The organism is Cyclobacteriaceae bacterium (assembly GCA_025808415.1).
In the GTDB taxonomy this organism is placed as follows: Bacteria; Bacteroidota; Bacteroidia; order Cytophagales; family Cyclobacteriaceae; genus UBA2336.
In genome coordinates, this window is the sequence record CP075525.1 from 2,335,509 (window position 1) to 2,356,101 (window position 20,593).

The window sequence follows — 20,593 nt, forward strand, 5'->3', positions numbered from 1 at the left end:
TGATTTATTTGCCTTTAGCTGCTTGCTCTAACGCTGCCTTCCGAAAAACTAAGCCTGAAACTGCAAACAACATAACAAAGAATGCATTCACTCCAATAATCTCACCAACTGAGCTGCCTGGATAATGTTGCATACCCGTTAGCAAGGCGATTACAGCGACCAAGATTACTGCTAGTGATGCAGCAAGCATGGTTCGTTCCATACCCCTTGATGTGAATCGGGAAAAGTAGGTACCGATAATAACTATGGCCACTACCCCTATGTACATTAGATTACCAGGATTTGGCCCACCACCAATTAATCCCACAGCCAGGTTCACCCAAATCAAAAGGAATGTTGAACCGATAGCCGAACCAAATGCCACCCGATTGATTAAGCCTGGTGAGTAATGGGTTAGTAGTACATAGCCAAGCCCGGTACTGAACAACAGAATACCCATAATGAGGAAGTCGCTAAAACTCCAGTTTACTTCATTGGTAAATTGCATGGCAACCAACGGCACCATTAAGATGAGTGCGGTGATTAAAGCAACCCCAAAGATGGATTGGGGAAATTTCAGTAATGCCTTCATATACTTTTATTGTTTTATTGATTCAAAAGTACTTTGTATTTCAAAGTAAAGCAATAATTTATAGAACTATTTTTACAGCTTCAAGGGATAAAACTGATGTTAGGCTTAAGAAAGCAACCCCGGTGAAGGACTTCCGGCCGGCCTGGATTTATCTTCCGGAAGGGGTACAAATTCGTGATTATCGGTTGGTGGCAGTATAATCCTGCCCTGCTTCCAATCTTCCTTAGCTTGCTCTATTCGCTCTTTGCGCGAGGAAACAAAATTCCACCAGATAAAACGTTCACCCAAAGGCTCACCACCTAACAACATTAGTGTACTCGGTTCTTTTGATACAATAACTGGATCAATGCCCTTATTGAATACCAGTAACTGCCCTGCCGAATAGGTTCTTCCCGAAACTTCAAGGCTTCCTTTGGCTATATAAACGCCCCGTTCCGAATGCTCTTTCGGCAGACCAAACCGTGCTTCTTGTTCGAGTGTGGCGTGCAGATAAAACAAGGGCGAGTGAGTTTTTACATTACTCTTTAATCCATATGCATTTCCGGCAATCAATCGCATCCATACACCGGTATCTGTAAAAACAGGTAATACTTCGGGTTTATAGTTAGTAAAAGCAGGATTTGCTTCTTCATCTTTCTCAGGCAAGGCTACCCAGGTCTGGATCATTTCCAACTCCCCTCCTGTCAATACTTTAGGGTCTTCAAAGCGTTCGGAATGCGCAATGCCACTGCCGGCTGTCATCCAGTTTACTTCGCCCGGTTCAATCATTTGCTCAACTCCCAGGCTATCACGGTGCATTACTTTTCCGCCAAACAGATAACTTACCGTTGACAAACCTATGTGTGGATGAGGCAAAACATCCATGTTCGAAGCTTCAGTGGGCTGTACATGAACTGGTCCGGCATGATCCATAAAAATAAATGGGCCAACCATACGCTTCTGGCGGAATGGAAGTATTCTTTTTACCTCCATACCGGGGGCCAAAGCAGTATTTCTTGCTTCTATAACTATTTCAATCATACTTAATGAGCACTACTTGCACTTTGCGATCATCTAAGATAGCACTAATATGATTGAAAGCGGAGCAATTATAAGAAGAGCATTATTGCTCTTGTTATGAATTTACAATGGTAGCAAACTTCACAACCTTAGTAACCTCATTGTTTGCATTTACTATTGGATTATAAATGGCATTTAACAGAACAGGCTTTCCATCGGCAGTAACACGTTCAAAAACTCCGGTCATAGGTTCACCTTTGGCCAAACGCGACCAGAAATCCTCATACTCCTTAGATTTTTTTATGGTGTCTGGAACAAAAATCTTATGATGCTTGCCTTGAATTTCCTTTAGGGAATAATTCATGGCTTTCAGGAAATTAGCATTGGCTTTAATAATTGTACCATTCGGTTTAAACTCAATAGTTATCATGGAATAATCAATTCCCTTTAAAAGCCCTTCACCCTCTGCCAACATCTCGCGCTCTATTGTTATGTCGGTAGCGAATTTGATAACCTTCGCTACGTCACCATTGGCATTTAGGATTGGGTTATAGATAGCATTCAACCAAATAGTTTTACCGGTGGAAGCTATCCGCTTAAAGGTACCCGTGATTGATTCGCCTGCAGCAAGCCGCAGCCAGAATGATTTGTAGTCAGGTGTTTCTTGTATCTCCTGCGGAACAAACATCCTGTGGTGCTTACCACTGATGTCAGCCAGCGAGTACTCAACCGTTTTAAGAAAGTTATGATTCGCACTTATAATGGTTCCATCTGGCTTGAACTCAATGGTTGCCATGGTGGAATCTATGCCATTTAATATTCCTTTATTCTCAGCTAATCGTTCCTGTTCCGCAGTAATATCTGTTGCAAATTTTACTTTCATCTCAGCCGTAGTCCGATTTAAATCTTCGCTTTGACGTTTCATCTCTTCCTGAGTAGCCTGCATCTCTTCCATATGCTGACGCATTTCTTCTTCCTGTGAACGCAACTCTTCAGCTTGTTGCTGGCTGTCATTCAGCAAGGCAATTGTCCGTTCGTTCTCTTTAACGTTTTTGATTGTAGCACCAATATTTTCCGCCAGCTTGTTAATAAAATCGATCTGGTGTGGCTGAAATTCCTTAAGCGATGCAAGTTCAACTATTCCAAACACCTTTTCGTTGATCATTAATGGCGAAATAAGTACTGAGCGAGGGGTGGCTTCTCCTAATCCAGAGGTTATGTTTACGTAGTCGGCAGGAATTTCCTTCATAAAAATTGCCTCCTTTTCCAGTAAGCATTGCCCGACAAGACCTTCACCAGGAAGGATTTCCTTTTGCAGGAATTTTTTTCTGTTATATGCGTAACAGGCAATCATCTTAAGGTGCTCCCGCTCCGTTCCCTCTCCTTCCAGTATGAATAAAGCCCCTTGGTTGGCACCAACATACTTTACCAAATTCAGAAGGATATCGTCTGCCAGATTTTCAAGAGTCAGGGATTGTTTGTTCCTCAGGATATCAGAAAATTTTGCCAACCCTGCATTTGACCAACTCCGTTTCTGCTCTTCTTCAGCAATTTCCAGCAGGTGTCCTTTCATGGAGGCCAAAGCAGCCCCTAACTCACTTTCCAGTAATCTCTCTGAAATGTCAAGATTGAAATTCCCCTTTTCGATATTGTTTATAAATTCTGAAGCCTCTTTAATATAAGCTTGATAGGTATCATTCTGGTTATTTAGTACCGCTAATTGTTTACGGAGGTTACCTTTTAAAAATTGAATCTTCATAGAGTGTGTTTTAGCTTTTGGTATCGTATAAAAACCTACAGTATATTAAAATGTTTAACTTGGCGATGAAAATATTTTATGAGCGGCCAGGTTTTCATAGAAAACTTCAATCACTTCTATATAAGAGATACAAATGTTAAAACTTCATAAACAAACATTGAACACTATATGAAAGACGCTTTTATTATCGATGGAGTACGTACCCCTATTGCACGGTTTAGAGGCGGGTTGTCAGAAGTACGAGCTGATGACCTGGCTGCACTGACCATAAAAGCTTTGATCACACGACTACCTCACTTTGACCCCAGCACCATAGACGATGTAATTCTTGGCTGTAGTAACCAGGCCGGTGAAGACAATCGAAATGTCGCCCGTATGGCCTCCCTGCTGGCCGGCTTGCCGGTTTCTGTGCCGGGTGAAACCATCAATCGCTTATGTTCATCAGGTATGTCGGCTGTAATTCATGCAAATCGGGCTATAAAAGCAGGTGATGGCGAGGTGTTTATCGCAGGTGGTGTCGAACACATGACCCGTAGCCCATATGTACTTTCAAAAACTTCATTACCCTACGGCAGCGATGCCAAACTTTACGATAGCAGTTTTGGATGGCGCTTTATTAACCCTTTAATGAAGAAGCTTTACGGCACTGAAGCCATGGGCGAAACTGCCGAAAACCTGGTGGACATACATCGCATTTCCCGCAGCGATCAGGATTTATTTGCCTTTGGCAGTCAGCAAAAGGCAGCAAAGGCACGAGACACAAAACGGCTAGCTCAGGAAATTTTTGCTGTAGAAATTCCGCAACGCAAAGGTTCTCCACTATTCTTTTCAGAAGACGAATTTATAAAACCCGACACTACACTTGAAGCCTTGGCTAATCTTAAACCGGCCTTCCGTGAAAATGGTACCGTTACAGCCGGCAATTCATCCGGACTAAATGATGGCGCATGCGCTTTGTTGGTTGCCTCTGAAGATGCTGTAAAAAAATATTCCTTTAAACCTATGGCACGCATTGTTGCGTCACAGGTTGTAGGTGTTGAACCACGCATTATGGGCATTGGACCGGTGGAAGCTTCCAACAAAGCACTGAAGAAAGTCGGTCTAAAAATGAGCGATATTGATGTGATTGAACTGAATGAAGCATTTGCAGCTCAAAGTTTGGCCTGTATTCGCTCATGGGGTTTAACTGATGATGACCCACGTATCAATCCAAACGGTGGGGCAATTGCATTAGGTCATCCGCTGGGGATGTCGGGCGCTCGCATTTTACTTACTGCTGCCGTTGAACTTCAACAACAAAAGAAAAAATATGCACTATGTACTATGTGTGTCGGGTTGGGGCAAGGTTATGCAACTGTTATTGAAAGGATTTAACATGGGTTGTTAAAAAGCTTCTGCTACTGAAAAATAGAAGTACCCTCCCTCCCGGCCAAGGGCATAATCAACACGAATGTTCAGGCGTTCAGCAGGGTTCACTACAAACCGCAATCCTGATCCAATGGAATATTTAAGGGTATTAGCCTTAATGTCGTTGATGCTATTGAATACATCACCTAACCCAGCGAATGAAACCAGTCCTAATCGCCAAAATAAAGGATAACGATATTCGAGTTGTGAACCAATAAAATGCTGATCGCGAAAACGGTTTTTTGGATAACCCCGTAAAAGATCGTCACCACCTGCGGTAGACATATCCAGGAAGGGAACATCGCCAAAACTTAAGCGAAGCCTGCTTTGCAGGGCTAGTGTTTTATTTTTTCCAAGGGACCAATAGTGCTGGTAAATACCATTCAGGTTAAAGAAAGAGAACGTACTGCCCAGGGCACGTGTATATAAATAGGTAGAAAGTTCTGCTAACCTGCCGCTATGCGCATTAATCGCATTATCGCGGCTGTCTAAAACACCAACCATACCAATCGCTGATCCCGTCCCTCCTTTATAACCGGTAATTGTACCTTGTTCAAGGCTTCCGCCTGCTGTATAGGAAAATCCATATTCACGTTCAAAATGATAATCCAGACCAACAAACAATGAAGGTTTGATTTTTTTTAGCGCCAGGTTTTTAATGCTTACCAGGTTATAAGCATACTTTTCTTCCTGTGCTTTTAAAGTGGCGTTGCCAATCCCATAAAACCGGTCAGGAAAATTCCGGTAACGTAGCTCACCTTTAAACAGAAAGTTTTCATTGCGTGTAAAAATATTCCATAAGCCCCATACATCTAACTGATCGTTCTGTGTATAGTCGGCTAGAAACTGCACGTAAGAAATCCGTGTCAATTGTTCATATTCATATTTTGGCTCGACTTTAAAATAGTATACACCGGCTCCGCCAAAAGCCCAACGGGTATCAGGCGTGTAGTAAATCAAGGGTAACAGAAAAAAACCTTTCTTTTCTATGGCCACCGTATCGGTTAGCGGGCTGATGCCAAAAATTTTTCGCTGTCCGCTGCTGCTAAAGGATAGCATTAAAAACAGAAGCACAGATATTGCTTTCCAAAAAAACATAGGGTGCTGAAATATCAAACTGATAAAGTTTTAAAACTACCCTAATTTTTAACTGAAACAAGATTAAAAGTTTCCGAAATCAAAACATACCAAAGGTAATGCGATCCGCATACCGGCATCTCACCGATAATTTCGCATCGCGGGCAAATGATTATCCAAATCAATGGATATGTAAACTTTAAATAATCCGATGTCCGGTTGTTCCCGAAGGAAGCCGGACATCGGTAAGTTTATGGAGTATGGCCAGCTTTACCTGGATGTTCAGCATTAACCGCTATGGCACCTGACCTTTTTGGTAAAATCCATGAAAGTGCAATAGCCCCGGTTAGTATGGACAAGATTACCAGTAAAGAGACCTCAACCGGTATTGGGTAAAGTTCACTCAATAACATTTTACCTCCAACAAAAACCAGGATAATGGACAAACCATATTTAAGATAACTGAAGTACTGTTGGATACCTGCCATGGCAAAATAGAGTGACCGTAATCCTAAAATAGCAAACACATTGGAGGTATAAATGATAAACGAATCGTTTGATATGGCCAGGATAGCCGGAATAGAATCTACCGCAAAAACCACATCGGTTGCTTCAATAACCATCACCACCAAAAACAAAGGAGTAGCCCATAAGCGACCATCAATACGGGTAAAGAATTTATCGTTATGATAAGAACTGGTTACGGGTATTATCTTTCGTACAAAACGGAGCACTGGGTTTTTCTCAGGTTCAATTTTTTCATCTGTAGAAGATAACAACTTGATTCCGGTGTAAACCAAAAATGCCCCGAATAAATAAATAAGCCAGTGAAACCTGGAGATCAGTTCAATACCTGCAACAATAAAAATGATACGAAAGACCAAAGCACCTAATATTCCCCAAAACAACACTTTATGCTGATACTGCTGCGGCACATTGAAATAGGAGAATATTATCAGCATCACAAAAATATTGTCAACACTGAGTGATTTTTCGATCAGGTACCCGGTGAAAAATTCAACAGCGCGTTGCTGTCCAAACTGATAATACACTACCGCATTAAACAGTAAGGCGAGCACAATCCAAAAGAATGTCCAGCCCAGTGCCTCACGAACGCCAATCGTCCTGGTCTTCCGATGAAAAACGCCCAGGTCTAAAACAAGCATGGCCAGAACAAATACATTAAACGCAACCCAATATAAGGTGGTATGCTCCATCGAAAAATTCATAGTTGGTTCATTTGTTGTTTAGAGGAACGTACCCATTCACGCAACTGCTTGGACTCACTAACGGTTAACCATTGGAGGGATTTTCGGTACTCTTTAGTCCAAAGTCGCCTGTCAAAGGTTACACGTTGAAGAACTTGTTTACAATATTCTAGCATTGATGTTTTCATAATCGTATAAATTTTACGGTTAAAAAAATTTAGAATCGAATACGCAACGTTGGCGCATATTGATCGCGATACTGATCAAGCAACAGGTTCGGTATATCATTGTTGCTTACATCGATATAGCGCAGCTTTTTCAAATCCTGAATTTCTGGGGGCAATTCTTTTAGCCTGTTATTATTTAGGTATAGATACTCCAACGATCGCAACTGGTTGATTGAAGAAGGCAATTTGGTGAATTGGTCACCCTCAAGGTGCAGTTCGGATAACTTAGGCAACCTGGCCAACACGCGTATGTTGTTTAGCATATCAAAGCGCATATCATTATTGATATAGAGTACGTTAAGGTTTTTCAATTCGGCAAATGTCTCCGGCAGGTTTTTAATATGCGTATCAGACAATTCGAAGTACTCAATATGCGCTAACTGCCCTACTGATTCCGGCAATTCCTCAAGCCCCGGTATTTTCAAATGTAAGGCCCGTAGGTTTGGCAGTTGGGCAAGCAGTTGCAAGTCACGATCAAGATTTACTGGCTTGCTATACCGCAAATGAACATAGCGGAGAAAGGATAACGATTTTATCTCCTCAGGCAATTGTGTAAGCTCGCCATTTGATAAATCCAAATAAAAAAGCTTTTCCAGATTTTCAATCCTACCCGAAATAGACTTTATTGGGTTAAGGCTTAAGTCCAGATACCGGGTGTTGCGCAAAGCAAACAGTCCAGCTGGCATTTCGGTAAGCCCTTTATTACGCAACGACAACCACTGCACGCTGTCAGGAAAAAATAAGGCTTGTTCAAGCGAGGTATAGTTTTTTGCCGATTGCGCAGGCAATACAGATGATATGAATACGCCAACGGCACCAACTATGCCCGTAAGCATTTGATTAACTTTAATCATAAAATGAGATTTTAGAAGTGAATTAATTAGCTAACCCACCGGATGGGTGTATAAGCTGTCGAATTACCAGTGGTATAATCGAAGCTGTGGTTTCAAATCCTAAAGACCTGGAAAAGGATGGTGAGGGATTGAACGAACGGAAACTTCTCACTGATGCTGAAGTTAACCCTATTTGATTTTTCAGGTTTGGGAAATAAAATAACAATGAAGTTAGTGGTTGAGGAACGCTGACTCTCTGCCCTGGCCACTCCAAAATTCCGGGTTCGCGTAAAATCAAAAGCTTCCTGCTCGTAAGTTTCGTTGATGCAGGTAGCTGTGGCTGCTTGTAAATCAGCACCAAGGAATAAGAAGGCGCAAACAATTAAAAAAAGCTTTTTGATACGCATACTGTCGAAGATGATAGTAATGCTATTATAACGTTAAGCGCAAAAAAATGTTTTGGAAATCAACTGTTGCAGCCGGATTTACTGTTCCGTCTGGAGAATAGGAAGTAAAACAGATAAAAAAGCACAAAAAAGATCGGTATGGCGATAAAAAACCAAACCACTATCCCTCCAAACAATGCCCCCAAAAATTCTGAAATAACGGAGTTGGAGTCATCTTTAAAACGATCAATAAGTCCATCATACTCAAGCGATTTTGCTGGCAGGTCAAACAAGGCTATACCAACCTGCATAAAGGGCACGATCAAAAGCAGTTGAACGGGTGTAAGCGCATAGTTTACGGCCTGTATTACAACAACATTCAAACGAAATACAATAGCTGCAACAAAACACAATAGTGTAGTGCCTCCGTACACGGGGAAAACAGCCAGCACAGCGCCCAATGCACAGGTTATGGCCAACATACGTGGAGTGGTGCCTCGCTTTAAAGCCAACAGCATTACATTCTTTAATTTTGCTAATGTTCTTCTTACCACTGGACTAATCTAAACTCGCTTCCACACAAAACAACAATCCATATTTGGATAATGTTGTATTTTACTACACTAATCTACCCGTTATGAGAAATTCCCTGATTATCACCGGCATTATCTTATTATTAACCACCTGTTCCACGGCACCCGAATACGATGTTATTTTAATGGGTGGCACGATTTATAATGGGTCAGGCGAAGATCCATTTATTGCCGACATTGGCATAACAGGCAATTCCATTTCCTTCATAGGTGATTTATCGAAAGCGAAAGCAAAAACTCAACATGATGTTTCCGGATTGGCCGTTTCGCCCGGTTTTATAAACATGTTAAGTTGGGCCACCGAGTCGCTGATTATTGATGGAAACGCACAATCCGACATCCGTCAAGGAGTTACCCTTGAGGTGATGGGTGAAGGCTTCTCCATGGGCCCGCTCAACGACCAGATGAAAGAAGAGATGCGGAAAGACGTTAAACGATCAGGCCTCGACCATGAAATAGGTTGGACTACCCTGGGCGAATACCTGGAATTTCTGGAGCGAAGTGGTAGTGCAGTAAACGTTGCTTCTTTTGTTGGCGCAACCACGCTTCGCATCCATGAAATGGGGTATGCCAATCGTCCGCCCACCCCGGAAGAATTGGAACGCATGGAAGCATTGGCCCGGCAAGCTATGGAAGAAGGTGCACTGGGTATTGGCTCAAGCCTCATTTATGCACCGGCCAGTTATTCCTCTACCGAAGAGTTGATCGCCTTGTGTAAGGCTGCATCAGCTTACAAGGGCATGTATATTACCCATATGCGTAGCGAAGGCGATAATATTTTCAGTGCGGTAAACGAAACTATTCGCATTGCACGGGAAGCAAACATACCGGCTGAGATTTACCATTTGAAATTTGCTGGCCAGCGAAATTGGAACAAAATCGATTCGGTAATAAACATGATTGAAGCGGCCAGGCGCGAGGGGCTTCGCATCACTACTGACATGTATACTTACACAGCCGGTGCTACAGGCCTTGATGCCTCCATGCCCACCTGGTTGCAGGAAGGCGGCATAAACCAATGGATTGCCCGTATGAAAGATCCTAAAACCCGTTCAAAAGCTTTGCGCGAAATGCGCGAGCCTTCTGAGGCATGGGAAAATCTTTTGCTGTTGGCCGGTAATCCTGACAATGTATTGCTTGTTGGCTTCTCAAACGACTCGCTAAAGCGCTTTACCGGTATGACCCTGAAGCAAGTTGCTGACATCCATAAAAAAAGTGCAGAGGAAACGGCCATGGACCTGGTATGTGCCGATAGTACCCGGGTTGGCACAGTGTATTTTTTAATGAAGGAAGAAAATGTGAAACGCCAGATCGCTCTCCCCTACATGAGTTTTGGTTCGGATGCAGAGGCTCCGGCTACAGAGGGTCATTTTTTAAAATACAATCCCCATCCACGCGCTTATGGCAACTTTTCCCGGTTAATCGGCAAATATGTTCGCGAAGAAAAAGTCATCACCTTACAAGAGGCCATCCGTAAGCTTACCTTATTACCGGCTACTAATCTAAAAATTGAAAAACGGGGCTTGCTGCAACCTGGCTACTTTGCAGATATAGCCATCTTTGACCCTGCTAAAGTGCAAGACCATGCAACCTTTGAAAAACCACACCAATACAGCACCGGTATGGTGCATGTTTTTGTAAACGGTGTTCAAGTATTAAATGACGGTGAACACACCGGGGCCAAGCCTGGCCGGGTGGTGCGTGGCCCCGGATGGCAAGGAAAACAGAAATCGTTTTAACCGGGTTTGCTAACTTCGCGTCATTAATTGTTGATTGAAGTTGTAGGCCATGAATAAAAATCTTCTAAAAAACAGCAAATTCTGGAAGCGGATTATCATACTAGCTTTACTTGCTCCTGTTGTGCTGTTTTGTTCGGTCACGCTAATCCTTTTCTGGAAACAGGATGCCATTGTACAGCACTTGCTCTCAACGGTAAATGAAGACTTCAGGGGCAGGCTTGAAATTGAAGATAGCCACATCTCCCCCTTTGTTAATTTCCCTTACGTATCCATCGACCTGGATCATGTAACGGTTTATGAAAACAAATTGCAAGGCGCATTGCCAATACTGGACGTGGCTGATGTGTACGTAGGGTTTGATATTTTCACCCTTCTTCGTGGTTCCCTCGAAATAAAATCCGTGAAACTTTCAGATGGCGCAATCAACCTTGTTCAATTAGCGGACGGAAGTTTTAACATCGCCAATGCTCTATCCAGCACCAAAGAAGAGGAATCATCTGATACTGGCTTTGCTATGGACATTAAAACCATACAACTGCAAAACATAGACTTGCTTAAACTTAATGAAGAAACCGGGATACTGCTGGACGTTTTCATTGCGCATGCTAAATCAAAATTTAAAACAAGTGAGAATCGGATTATGGTTGGCATTGACAGTAAGTTTGAGCTAACCATCGTAAAAGAAGGCGACACTACGTTTGTCAAGCACAAGCACTTCCGCCTGAACACGCAACTTGATTATGTAGAGACTGAGAAAATTTTAACCATAAAGCCGTCAGAAGTACAACTTGAAAATGCGCTGTTCAAAATGTATGGCCAGGCCGATTTTGATGACGACTTGTATGTTGATATAGCCATTGAAGGACAAAAGCCAAACTTTGATTTATTCCTCGCCTTCGCGCCCGAAGAAATCACGCCCGTGTTTCAACGTTATGAAAATGCCGGTAAAATATTTTTTAAAGCATCTGTAAAAGGCAAAACCATAAACGGATATAACCCCATGGTGCTGGCCGAGTTTGGATGTGCAGAAGCATTTTTCAGCAATAAACGCTCCAGCAAAAGGTTGGATGACTTGTTTTTCAGGGGCTACTTCACAACCGGTGATTCAGGAAAAGTTTCTACCATGGAATTTGGCTTGATGGACTTTAGTGCAAGGCCTGAAGCCGGAACCTTTAGCGGCAATTTAGTGGTAAAAAATTTTGAGTCACCTGAAATTGACATGCAGATACGTTCTGATTTTGAACTTGACTTTTTAACAGATTTCTTAAACATAACCGATATCGAAGACCTGAGGGGCCACGTTGTGCTCACCATGAATTTTCATGATATCGTTGACCTGGCCAATCCCGAAAAAAGTATCGAGAAACTGAATGAATCTTACTTCACAGAATTGGAAGTAAGCAAACTTGGTTTTAAGTCCTCAGCCTTCCACTTGCCCTTTCGGGATATTGATATAAAAGCGTCCATGGATGGTCATAAAGCTATCATTGACCATTTTCGTATGAAGGTTGGCGAATCCGATCTTTCGATTGAAGCCAGCATAAGCGATTTACCGGCCATACTCCACCACACCGCTGACCCTGTAAGTGCCATATTGCTGATTAAATCAAACTTGTTAGATGTTAAGCAACTCACCTCAGGCGACACGTTGAAACATAAACCAGTAAATGAGCAAATCAGGGACCTGAGTATGAAATTCAAGTTCAACAGTTCTGCACGGGCATTTACGGAATCACCTAACTTACCGGTAGGCGAGTTTTTTATTGAGGATTTATATGCCAAGCTCACGCATTATCCTCATACGCTTCACGATTTTCATGCAGATGTATTTATTGATGATGAGAATTTCCGGATCATTGACTTTACCGGAATGATCGATAAAAGCGATTTCCACTTCAACGGAAAACTGAGCCATTACGATCTATGGTTTTTGCAACAACCACTTGGCGACACACGAATCGAATTTAACCTCAACTCGAAATTATTGCAACTGGAAGATCTGTTTTCATATGGCGGAGAGAACTACGTGCCCGAGGATTACCGGCATGAGGAATTCAAAGATTTAAAAATCCATGGACAGGCCGATTTGCATTTTAACAAAGGACTGGCGTCCTCCGATATATACATCGATAAACTTGAGGCGCAGATGAAGGTACACCCCATGCGCTTCGAGAAATTTAAGGGAAGAATTCATTATGAAGATGAGCACCTGGCGGTTGAAAATATGAGCGGTAAAGTTGGTAAAAGTGAATTTCTGGCAAACATGAATTACTACTTAGGTCAGGATAAGGCCATCAGAAAAAAAGACAATCACTTTTCGCTGCAGTCAGCTCATCTCGATTTTGACGAACTATTCAATTACAATCCGCCACCAGCGGGTAAACAACTTACTCCGGAAGACCACGAAGCCGTGTTCAATATATACGATCTTCCCTTTACGGATATGAACTTTGTTTTTGACATCAAGCATCTTAACTATCACCGATACTTGATCGATGATTTCTTTGGCCGTGCACGGACCCGGGAAGATCACTATATATTTATTGATACACTGTCATTACGGGCCGCAGGAGGAGCAATATCAATGAAAGGATATTTTAACGGATCTGACAGGAATAAAATTTACCTAAGTCCGGATATGCGAATAAAAAACGTTGACCTGGATAAATTACTCTTCAAATTTGAAAACTTTGGGCAGGAGCACCTGGTTTCCGAGAACCTGCATGGAAAGCTCAATGGCAGGCTCACAGGTAAAATCCATGTACACGCTGATATGGTTCCCATACTGGATGATTCAGAAATACAGTTGGATGTAGAAGTGACGCAAGGAAGATTAGAACGCTACGCTGCATTGGATGCTTTGGCCGACTATTTTAAAGACAAAAACCTTAACAGGATACGATTCGATACACTGCGAAATACATTTACGATCAATAACGGTACACTAACCATTCCCCGTATGACCATAAACTCAACCCTGGGGTTTATTGAACTTTCGGGCAAGCAGGATTTGAACATGAACATGGAATATTACTTAAGCATTCCCCTGAAACTGGTTACCCAAGTGGGCATGACAAAATTATTTGGAAAAAGGCAGGATAATGCTGACCAGGAAGATGAAATCCAATACCGTGATGAGTCGAAGAAGGTCAGGTTTATTAACCTTCGGTTAACCGGTACTCCTGACAATTACAAAATATCCCTGGGCAAGAACAAAAGTGATCAGTCCTGATTTTCGTTTTCATCCGTTCAGCACCTTGTTATTCATTTCGTAAACACAGTACAGGGTTTATCAATGATGCTTTAATAGCCTGGGAAGCAACCGTTAACCACGCTACTACCAAAGCTAGTAAACCTGCGGCTACAAAGTACCAGGCCTCCAGTTCAATATGAAAGGCGAATTGCTCCAACCATTTGGCCAGCAACCAATAACTTACTGGCAGGGCAAGCAGAATAGAGGTCAATACCATGCGTGTGAAATCACCCGATAAGAGCAGTACAATATTTGCCGAAGTAGATCCCAAAGCCTTTCGTATCCCAATTTCTTTTTGCCTCCGTTCAGCCGTAAAGGCGGCCAATCCAAACAGGCCCAGGCACGAAATAAGCACGGCAAATCCGGCAAAGTATCCCGATAAGGAAGCTACACGCTTTTCTGATTTATATAACCGTGCATAGTCTTCATCCTGAAAACGGTAATCGAAAGTAAAACCTGGATTAAACGATGAATAAAATTGTGTTAGCGATGATATGACCTCTTTCTCTCTACCTCCTTCAATCCTTATCATAACATTCCATGTGCTGCCCGGATTGAGCACAAAAAACAAAGGATTAACCTGTTCGTGCAGTGATGAAAAATGAAAATCCTTCACAACACCTATAATTTCCAGATCATACTGCCCCCACAGCCTGATTACTTTTCCAATGGGATCTTCAAGGTTCATTACCTTAATAGCAGCTTCATTGAAAATGATTTTTGCTGTATCTGCGCCATAATCTCTTGAAAAAAAACGACCTTCAGCCAATTGCACACCAAGCGTTTCGAGCAAATCATAATTCACCCTGACATTTTCAAATAAGATCAGGTCATCCGGATTCTTCCCCTCCCAGGTAAGTCCGCTGGTGTTGTTATTACGTCCCAGCAAACTATGGCCCATACTGGAAGCATTAAGAACACCCGGAATGTTTTTTACTTCATTCAAAAATGCATCCAGTGAGGTTTCAACTTTACCCTCAATGGGAAGTTTAATCAGGTTGTCTTTCTTATACCCAAGACTTTTCTGTTGAACAAACTCAATCTGTTTGTATATAACCAGTACTGAAACGATCAGTATTATCGAAAGAAAAAACTGGAATACCACCAAACCCTTACGCGCCCATAACTCACCCCACGATCCCTTCAGTTCACCTTTCAACACTGCTGCTGGTTTAAAACCCGAAAGAAAAATAGCCGGATAACTACCGGCAACCAACCCGGTTATGATTGTAATTGATATAACAACCAACATTACGGTAAGGTTATTGAATGACATCGCTATTTGTTTATCGGTGATTAAATTGAATTGAGGCAAAAACAACCACACTACGGCTAATGCTAAAAACAATGACAGCAACGCAGTAATCAAAGACTCACTCAGAAATTGTACAGCCAGTGAATATCGTTGCGCACCCACGGATTTTTTGATGCCTACTTCCTTTGCTTTTCGCGATGCGCGAGCTGTGGAAAGGTTCATAAAATTAATACAGGCTATAAGCAAGATGAATACAGCAATAATGGCAAATAACCGCACATACTCTATGCGCCCTCCGGCAGGCTTTCCGTTTTCATAACGACCATACAAATAGCGCTCGGAAAATGGTTTGAGGAACAGGGTTACGTTTGATTGCTCATTTCTTGCTTTTACAAAGTCCTTGATCTTTTCACTTACAGCAGTTGCATCGCTCCCCTCATGAAGAACAACATAGGTTGACGGCCCATTGCTTCCCCAACTACGAAGCCATTCCTGCTCGGCTTTACGCTCCTCATAGTTCATTACAAAGTCAAACTTAAAGGATGAAGTAGAGGGTATCGGCTCAAATATGCCACTTACAGTAAATACCTTTTCGTGTTGAAACTCCACCGTTTTACCTACAACATTTTCAGTAGTGTTAAAAAGCCTGAGTGCCAAATCTTTTGAAATAGCCATAGCATATTTGTCATTCAATACTGTATTGGCATCACCCTCAAGTAATGGAAATGAAAAAATATTGAAATAGTCCGAGCCCACATGGTATCCATCAGCCTTTACATTATGCTCACCAATACTTAGTGTATAAGGCTCTATCCACATGGTAGTGGCAGCATATTCTACTTCAGGAACTTCCTCTTTCAGGGTTTCAGCCAAGATACCCGGAGTAGACGTTGTGGTCATAATATTATAGGCATATTGCTGATGTTCCATAACCTGAAACAACCGGGATTCCTTTTTATGAAACTTATCCATAGTAAGTTCATCACGAACCCATAGAAATATTAATAATGTACACACCAGGCCTGCAGCAAGGCCTATGAGGTTAATCAGGAAGTATCCTTTACTGCGAAGAAAATTCCTATAAATAATGACCAGGTTGTGTTTAAGCATGGATGTAAATTTCAAAAGAGACCTATTCCAATTAAAAAGGTTGCTTAGGATTTACCATACCCTTTTTAAAAGGTTACATTCTTATATGCTATTTTATTGCAGTTGGCGAAACCCCAAACCGTCTTTTAAAGGCCGTAGAAAAGTGATTCGGGTTTTTGTAGCCAATGGCTCGGGCTACATCTACCACACGCATATTACCCTTCTGCAAAAGGCGCTTTGCAAATTCCATTCGTAATTCGGCAAGATATTCGAAAACACTTTTGTTAAAGGCCTTACGAAACAGGTACATGAGCTTATTTGGATTAATACCAAAGTACCTTGATAGCTTTTCCAGTGTATGATCTTCTAAAAAATGCTGTATCAGGTAATGTCGTATCGAACTGCAAACCTCACCATCTTTATCATTGAAGTGTCCACATTCCAGATCATTGTAGCTGACCGGCATTAAGGAATCCGCATGTGGGTGCAAAACCACAGTGCTACGAGGATTTTGTATAGTACTGTGTTTACCTGTATGCATCGTACGAATGGCTTATGGTGCATATGGACGAAATAAAGCGCTTAAGGTTACATCGAAATTTTAATTAATTAAGTCCATACCATTAAACAAAAAAGTGATTTCGCGTACTACCCACAAAATCATCAGCCGTGTATATGCCAAAAACAATCTTTTATGAAACATATAACCCTCATTGGCTTTGCTACAATTATTGGAATAACCGGATGTATGTTCCGCTCACCTGAGAAAACAACCGGTATTGATTTCTCGGATAAAGAGCTAATAAAAAGAGGTCAGCATTTAGTTACGGTTAGCGCATGCCATGATTGTCACTCGCCAAAAATAATGACACCTGAAGGGCCAGTTCCCGATCCTGAGAAATTATTGTCTGGCCACCCGAAGGATGAAAAACTCCCTGCAATACCGGCCGGCAGCCAGAATTGGATATTGTTCAGTCAAGGGTTAACTGGGTTTGTTGGATCATGGGGCATATCGTATGCTGCCAATTTAACACCAGACGATACGGGTATTGGAAACTGGAGTTTCGAGCAATTTAAAACCGCTATACGCAAAGGAAAATATAAAGGTCTTGAAGGAAGCAGAAGTTTATTACCGCCAATGCCTTGGGAAATGTACCGAAATTTTTCCGATGACGAGTTAAAAGCCATTTTCGCATACCTCCATTCACTGAAGCCTGTTGAAAACCTGGTGCCTTCCCCAATTGCGCCTAATGAAATGGATAAGATTGCTTTAAAGTAAGGTAAGGTTATGCAGACCATATCGTATTTATTTGTTACACCTTTAAATTTTATGGAGTTCAATGATCCTTCTTTCGATCTTCTTTGGCTTTATCATACTGATGACGGCATCATTCCTGTTGTTTTGGTTCCTCCAACTTCCGGGAGGAATTACCAAACGCAAGTGAAATAGCCTCAGCACCTGACGGGCGCGCCAGCAAAAGGTTAAGGTTTTGTTAACTTATTTTTAGTGATCAACAATAAGTTTCCACATAAAATTTTGATGGCAGTCGTAGCGAACCAATACAAATGGAACAGAGCACGGCTACACCAACGAAAATATGCTGAAAGCAACCATTTACATCCTAAAATTCGGTCTTGTGAATCTTGACCATATCCTTACACGCAACGGTTACTTCAAAACCATTAGCATCATTTAGCGTTTCATTAAGTGAAATTTGCGGTCAACTCATTACGGATAAGATAACGGAAAAATGAAACAAGCCTTTTATTGCATCATTTTAGTATTGCTCTCCATTTCTACTCTGGCATCCGATCCAGATCGTTTTTATTCTGTAGAAAACAATGGATCAGGTATCTTCACTGTTTCGTACCACAGTAGGCAATCCGATAAAATTAAGGTGAGCATTTACGATAGCAAGAACAGGGCTGTGTTTTCCGAGGTCATTGTAAACGTGAGCACGTTCTCCCGCCCGTATAATTTTAATGGCTTGCCCTACGGGAAATATACCCTGGTAATTGAAGATAGTACCGGTAAACACGAAGAAATACTTGAGTACCTGGTGAAAGAGAGAGGTCTGTTGCGTTTCCAAAAACAAGTTCCTGCCCGATAGTCAGCTGCTCTTAAACCTTACACAACTGAGCTTTCAATAATTTAGCCGCTTTGCGGTGTTAAATATTTATCTCAATTTTAATTGAGATGAATAATACCAGCTTTTCTTCCGGACCGATTCGCTCTTTGCATTACTTGCTTTTCCGAGCAAGGCGCCCTATGCGCCTGGTAAATTTCATCACCTTTTTCAGGATATTGGCCTTCCCCATTTTTATCTTTTTGCTTGTCCAGGGTAAATACGATTACTTTAAGTGGTTGCTGGTAATCAGCTTCTTAACTGATGCACTGGATGGATACCTTGCACGGAAATTCAACGTGACCAGTATTCTTGGTTCACGTCTTGATTCCATTGGCGATGACTTAACCGTATTGGCAGCAATAATCGGGCTGTTCTTTGTGCACCCTCAATTCCTAAAAGATCAGGGGCTAATTATTCTCTTTCTTTTTATCATTTACCTGGTACAACTGGTGTATGCATTAATCCGTTACCGCAAAATGACCAGCTTTCATACATTACTGGCTAAGGTTGCTGCCGTTTTTCAAGGCGTTTTTATGTGTACTATGTTTTTTATAGAACAACCCGTTTATAGGTTATTCTACGTTGCTGTTGCATTAACCGCCATCGAAATCATTGAAGAGATTATCATGATCGGCATATTGCCCACCTGGCGCGAAAATGTAAAGGGAATTTACTGGGCAGTGAAGATTATTCAAGATGAACAAAATAAATAACTACTTACTTTATGCTTGATGTAATCGTGATAGGCGGAGGTTTTTCCGGGCTGGCTGCGGCACAGGCTTTACTGAAGTCTCACAAATCATTTATGCTTTTGGAAGCACGCGACAGGTTGGGCGGAAGAACTCATACGCAAAGACTTGAGGATGGAAGCTATGTAGACCTTGGCGGGCAGTGGATTGGCCCCACACAAGACCGTATGTATGCACTTTGCAAACAACACAATGTTCAGTGGTACGAGACCTACAACGAAGGGAAAAATATTATTGATCTAAACCAGATCATTAAAACCTACACCGGCTTAATTCCAAAAATGGATGTTGCCTCACTAATCAATATTGATCTTTTGTTGAAGAAACTGGATCGTTTAGCAAAAGGCATTTCAGTGGAGCAACCGTGGAAGAACAAACACGCAGCAGCATGGGACGGCCTATCGCTTGAAGTATTTGTAAGGAAAAACTGCTACACAAAAAATTGTTATAAAGTTGTTCGGGCCGGTCTCGAAACGGTTTATGCCTGCGAGCTAAATGAAGTGTCATTGCTGCACGCATTGTTCTACATTCGCTCGGGCACCAATTTGAATACACTCTTAAGTATTAAAGATGGCGCACAGCAGCATCGTATTAAAGGTGGTATGCAGGAGTTGACCGATCGAATTGCTGAATCGTTGATGCATTCTATACGCTTGAATAGTGCAGTAAAGCAGATTATTCAACATGATAACTCGGTGACTGTCATAGGAGAAGGATTCTCCTATGAAGCCAGGCGGGCAATTGTAGCCATTCCCCCACCGCTTATCAAAGCAATTGATTTTCAACCATCGCTCCCATTACATAAATCTCAATTGCTGGATAAAATGTCGATGGGCATTGTTGGAAAGGTGTTAGGCATCTATGAAAAGCCATTCTGGCGCGATAAAGGTTTTAGCGGACAAGTAGTGGCCGATGAGCTAAGTCCATTTCAAACTTTTTTTGATTCCTCACCCGTTGACGGAGAATATGGAGTATTGCTGGCTTTCTGTATTGCCAACCGGGCACGTGATTTCTTTTCTAAAGAAGAAACAATGCGTAAGCAAATTGCCCTCAACTCCTTTGCGCGGTACTTCGGCAAGGAAGCTTCATACCCTAAGCACTATATCGATCATTGTTGGGCTGACGAGGCATGGAGCCGTGGATGCTATGCCGGCATTTATCCAACCGGGGCATGGACTAACTTTCAAGATGAATTATCCAAACCCTTTGGAAGGATACACTGGGCTGGCACCGAAACATCGGATATTTGGTATGGCTATATTGAAGGTGCTGTTCGGGCAGGCGAACGTGCAGCAAATGAAGTAGTTAAGCTAATTTGA

Annotated in this window: 17 protein-coding genes; 7 read left to right on the forward strand and 10 right to left on the reverse strand. The window is 42.0% G+C overall.

The window, feature by feature from the left end; genetic code table 11:
• Positions 1–4 precede the first annotated feature (4 nt).
• From KIT51_10645 to KIT51_10655, 3 genes are all read right to left on the reverse strand, one after another.
• On the reverse strand, positions 5–571 hold the full coding sequence (locus KIT51_10645; GenBank protein UYN85349.1) for a hypothetical protein: 567 nt from the start codon (positions 569–571) through the stop codon (positions 5–7).
• A gap of 105 nt (positions 572–676) precedes the next feature.
• Positions 677–1,591, reverse strand: coding sequence for a pirin family protein (locus KIT51_10650; GenBank protein UYN85350.1), 915 nt, complete (start codon positions 1,589–1,591; stop codon positions 677–679).
• A gap of 94 nt (positions 1,592–1,685) precedes the next feature.
• Positions 1,686–3,329, reverse strand: coding sequence for a PAS domain-containing protein (locus KIT51_10655; protein UYN85351.1), 1,644 nt, complete (start codon positions 3,327–3,329; stop codon positions 1,686–1,688).
• Positions 3,330–3,497: 168 nt separating this feature from the next.
• Here KIT51_10655 and pcaF point away from each other — a divergent pair, with 168 nt between their 5' ends.
• Positions 3,498–4,703, forward strand: a complete 1,206-nt coding sequence (gene pcaF, locus KIT51_10660) for a 3-oxoadipyl-CoA thiolase (protein UYN85352.1) — start codon at positions 3,498–3,500, stop codon at positions 4,701–4,703.
• 9 nt (positions 4,704–4,712) lie between these two features.
• On the opposite strand, the gene KIT51_10665 is transcribed toward pcaF, so the two are convergent.
• From KIT51_10665 to KIT51_10685, 5 genes are all read right to left on the reverse strand, one after another.
• Positions 4,713–5,810, reverse strand: coding sequence for a BamA/TamA family outer membrane protein (locus KIT51_10665; protein UYN85353.1), 1,098 nt, complete (start codon positions 5,808–5,810; stop codon positions 4,713–4,715).
• A gap of 254 nt (positions 5,811–6,064) precedes the next feature.
• Positions 6,065–7,030 (reverse strand): TerC family protein, encoded by a 966-nt coding sequence (locus tag KIT51_10670; GenBank protein ID UYN88561.1) that lies wholly within the window; start codon positions 7,028–7,030, stop codon positions 6,065–6,067.
• 208 nt (positions 7,031–7,238) lie between these two features.
• Entirely contained in the window at positions 7,239–8,102 is an 864-nt protein-coding gene (locus tag KIT51_10675) for a leucine-rich repeat domain-containing protein (GenBank protein UYN85354.1), read from the reverse strand.
• Positions 8,103–8,194: 92 nt separating this feature from the next.
• The gene (locus KIT51_10680; GenBank protein ID UYN85355.1) at positions 8,195–8,488 is read right to left on the reverse strand and encodes a hypothetical protein; all 294 of its coding nucleotides are present in this window, start codon (positions 8,486–8,488) and stop codon (positions 8,195–8,197) included.
• 59 nt (positions 8,489–8,547) lie between these two features.
• Positions 8,548–8,985, reverse strand: a complete 438-nt coding sequence (locus KIT51_10685; GenBank protein ID UYN85356.1) for a DUF2062 domain-containing protein — start codon at positions 8,983–8,985, stop codon at positions 8,548–8,550.
• Between the two features lie 119 nt (positions 8,986–9,104).
• Here KIT51_10685 and KIT51_10690 point away from each other — a divergent pair, with 119 nt between their 5' ends.
• On the forward strand, positions 9,105–10,799 hold the full coding sequence (locus KIT51_10690) for a D-aminoacylase (protein ID UYN85357.1): 1,695 nt from the start codon (positions 9,105–9,107) through the stop codon (positions 10,797–10,799).
• A 49-nt stretch (positions 10,800–10,848) separates the two neighbouring features.
• Positions 10,849–14,031 carry a membrane biogenesis protein gene (locus tag KIT51_10695; GenBank protein ID UYN85358.1) on the forward strand — a complete coding sequence of 1,061 codons (3,183 nt, stop codon included), beginning with the start codon at positions 10,849–10,851 and terminating at the stop codon, positions 14,029–14,031.
• 28 nt (positions 14,032–14,059) lie between these two features.
• Here KIT51_10695 and KIT51_10700 read toward each other — a convergent pair whose 3' ends face one another.
• Together KIT51_10700 and KIT51_10705 are read right to left on the reverse strand one after the other, a co-directional pair.
• Positions 14,060–16,417, reverse strand: a complete 2,358-nt coding sequence (locus KIT51_10700) for an ABC transporter permease (protein UYN85359.1) — start codon at positions 16,415–16,417, stop codon at positions 14,060–14,062.
• Between the two features lie 88 nt (positions 16,418–16,505).
• A complete protein-coding gene (locus tag KIT51_10705) occupies positions 16,506–16,862 on the reverse strand; it encodes a helix-turn-helix transcriptional regulator (protein ID UYN85360.1) in 357 nt (118 codons plus the stop codon).
• Between the two features lie 228 nt (positions 16,863–17,090).
• Here KIT51_10705 and KIT51_10710 point away from each other — a divergent pair, with 228 nt between their 5' ends.
• The 4 genes from KIT51_10710 to KIT51_10725 all read left to right on the forward strand — a co-directional run bounded on the left by KIT51_10710 (position 17,091) and on the right by KIT51_10725 (position 20,593).
• Complete coding sequence (locus tag KIT51_10710) at positions 17,091–17,675, forward strand: c-type cytochrome (protein ID UYN85361.1); 585 nt, start codon at positions 17,091–17,093, stop codon at positions 17,673–17,675.
• 472 nt (positions 17,676–18,147) lie between these two features.
• Positions 18,148–18,507, forward strand: a complete 360-nt coding sequence (locus KIT51_10715) for a hypothetical protein (GenBank protein ID UYN85362.1) — start codon at positions 18,148–18,150, stop codon at positions 18,505–18,507.
• 86 nt (positions 18,508–18,593) lie between these two features.
• Positions 18,594–19,238: a CDP-alcohol phosphatidyltransferase family protein gene (locus KIT51_10720; protein ID UYN85363.1), complete on the forward strand. Its 645-nt coding sequence runs from the start codon at positions 18,594–18,596 to the stop codon at positions 19,236–19,238.
• A gap of 11 nt (positions 19,239–19,249) precedes the next feature.
• Positions 19,250–20,593: a flavin monoamine oxidase family protein gene (locus KIT51_10725; GenBank protein ID UYN85364.1), complete on the forward strand. Its 1,344-nt coding sequence runs from the start codon at positions 19,250–19,252 to the stop codon at positions 20,591–20,593.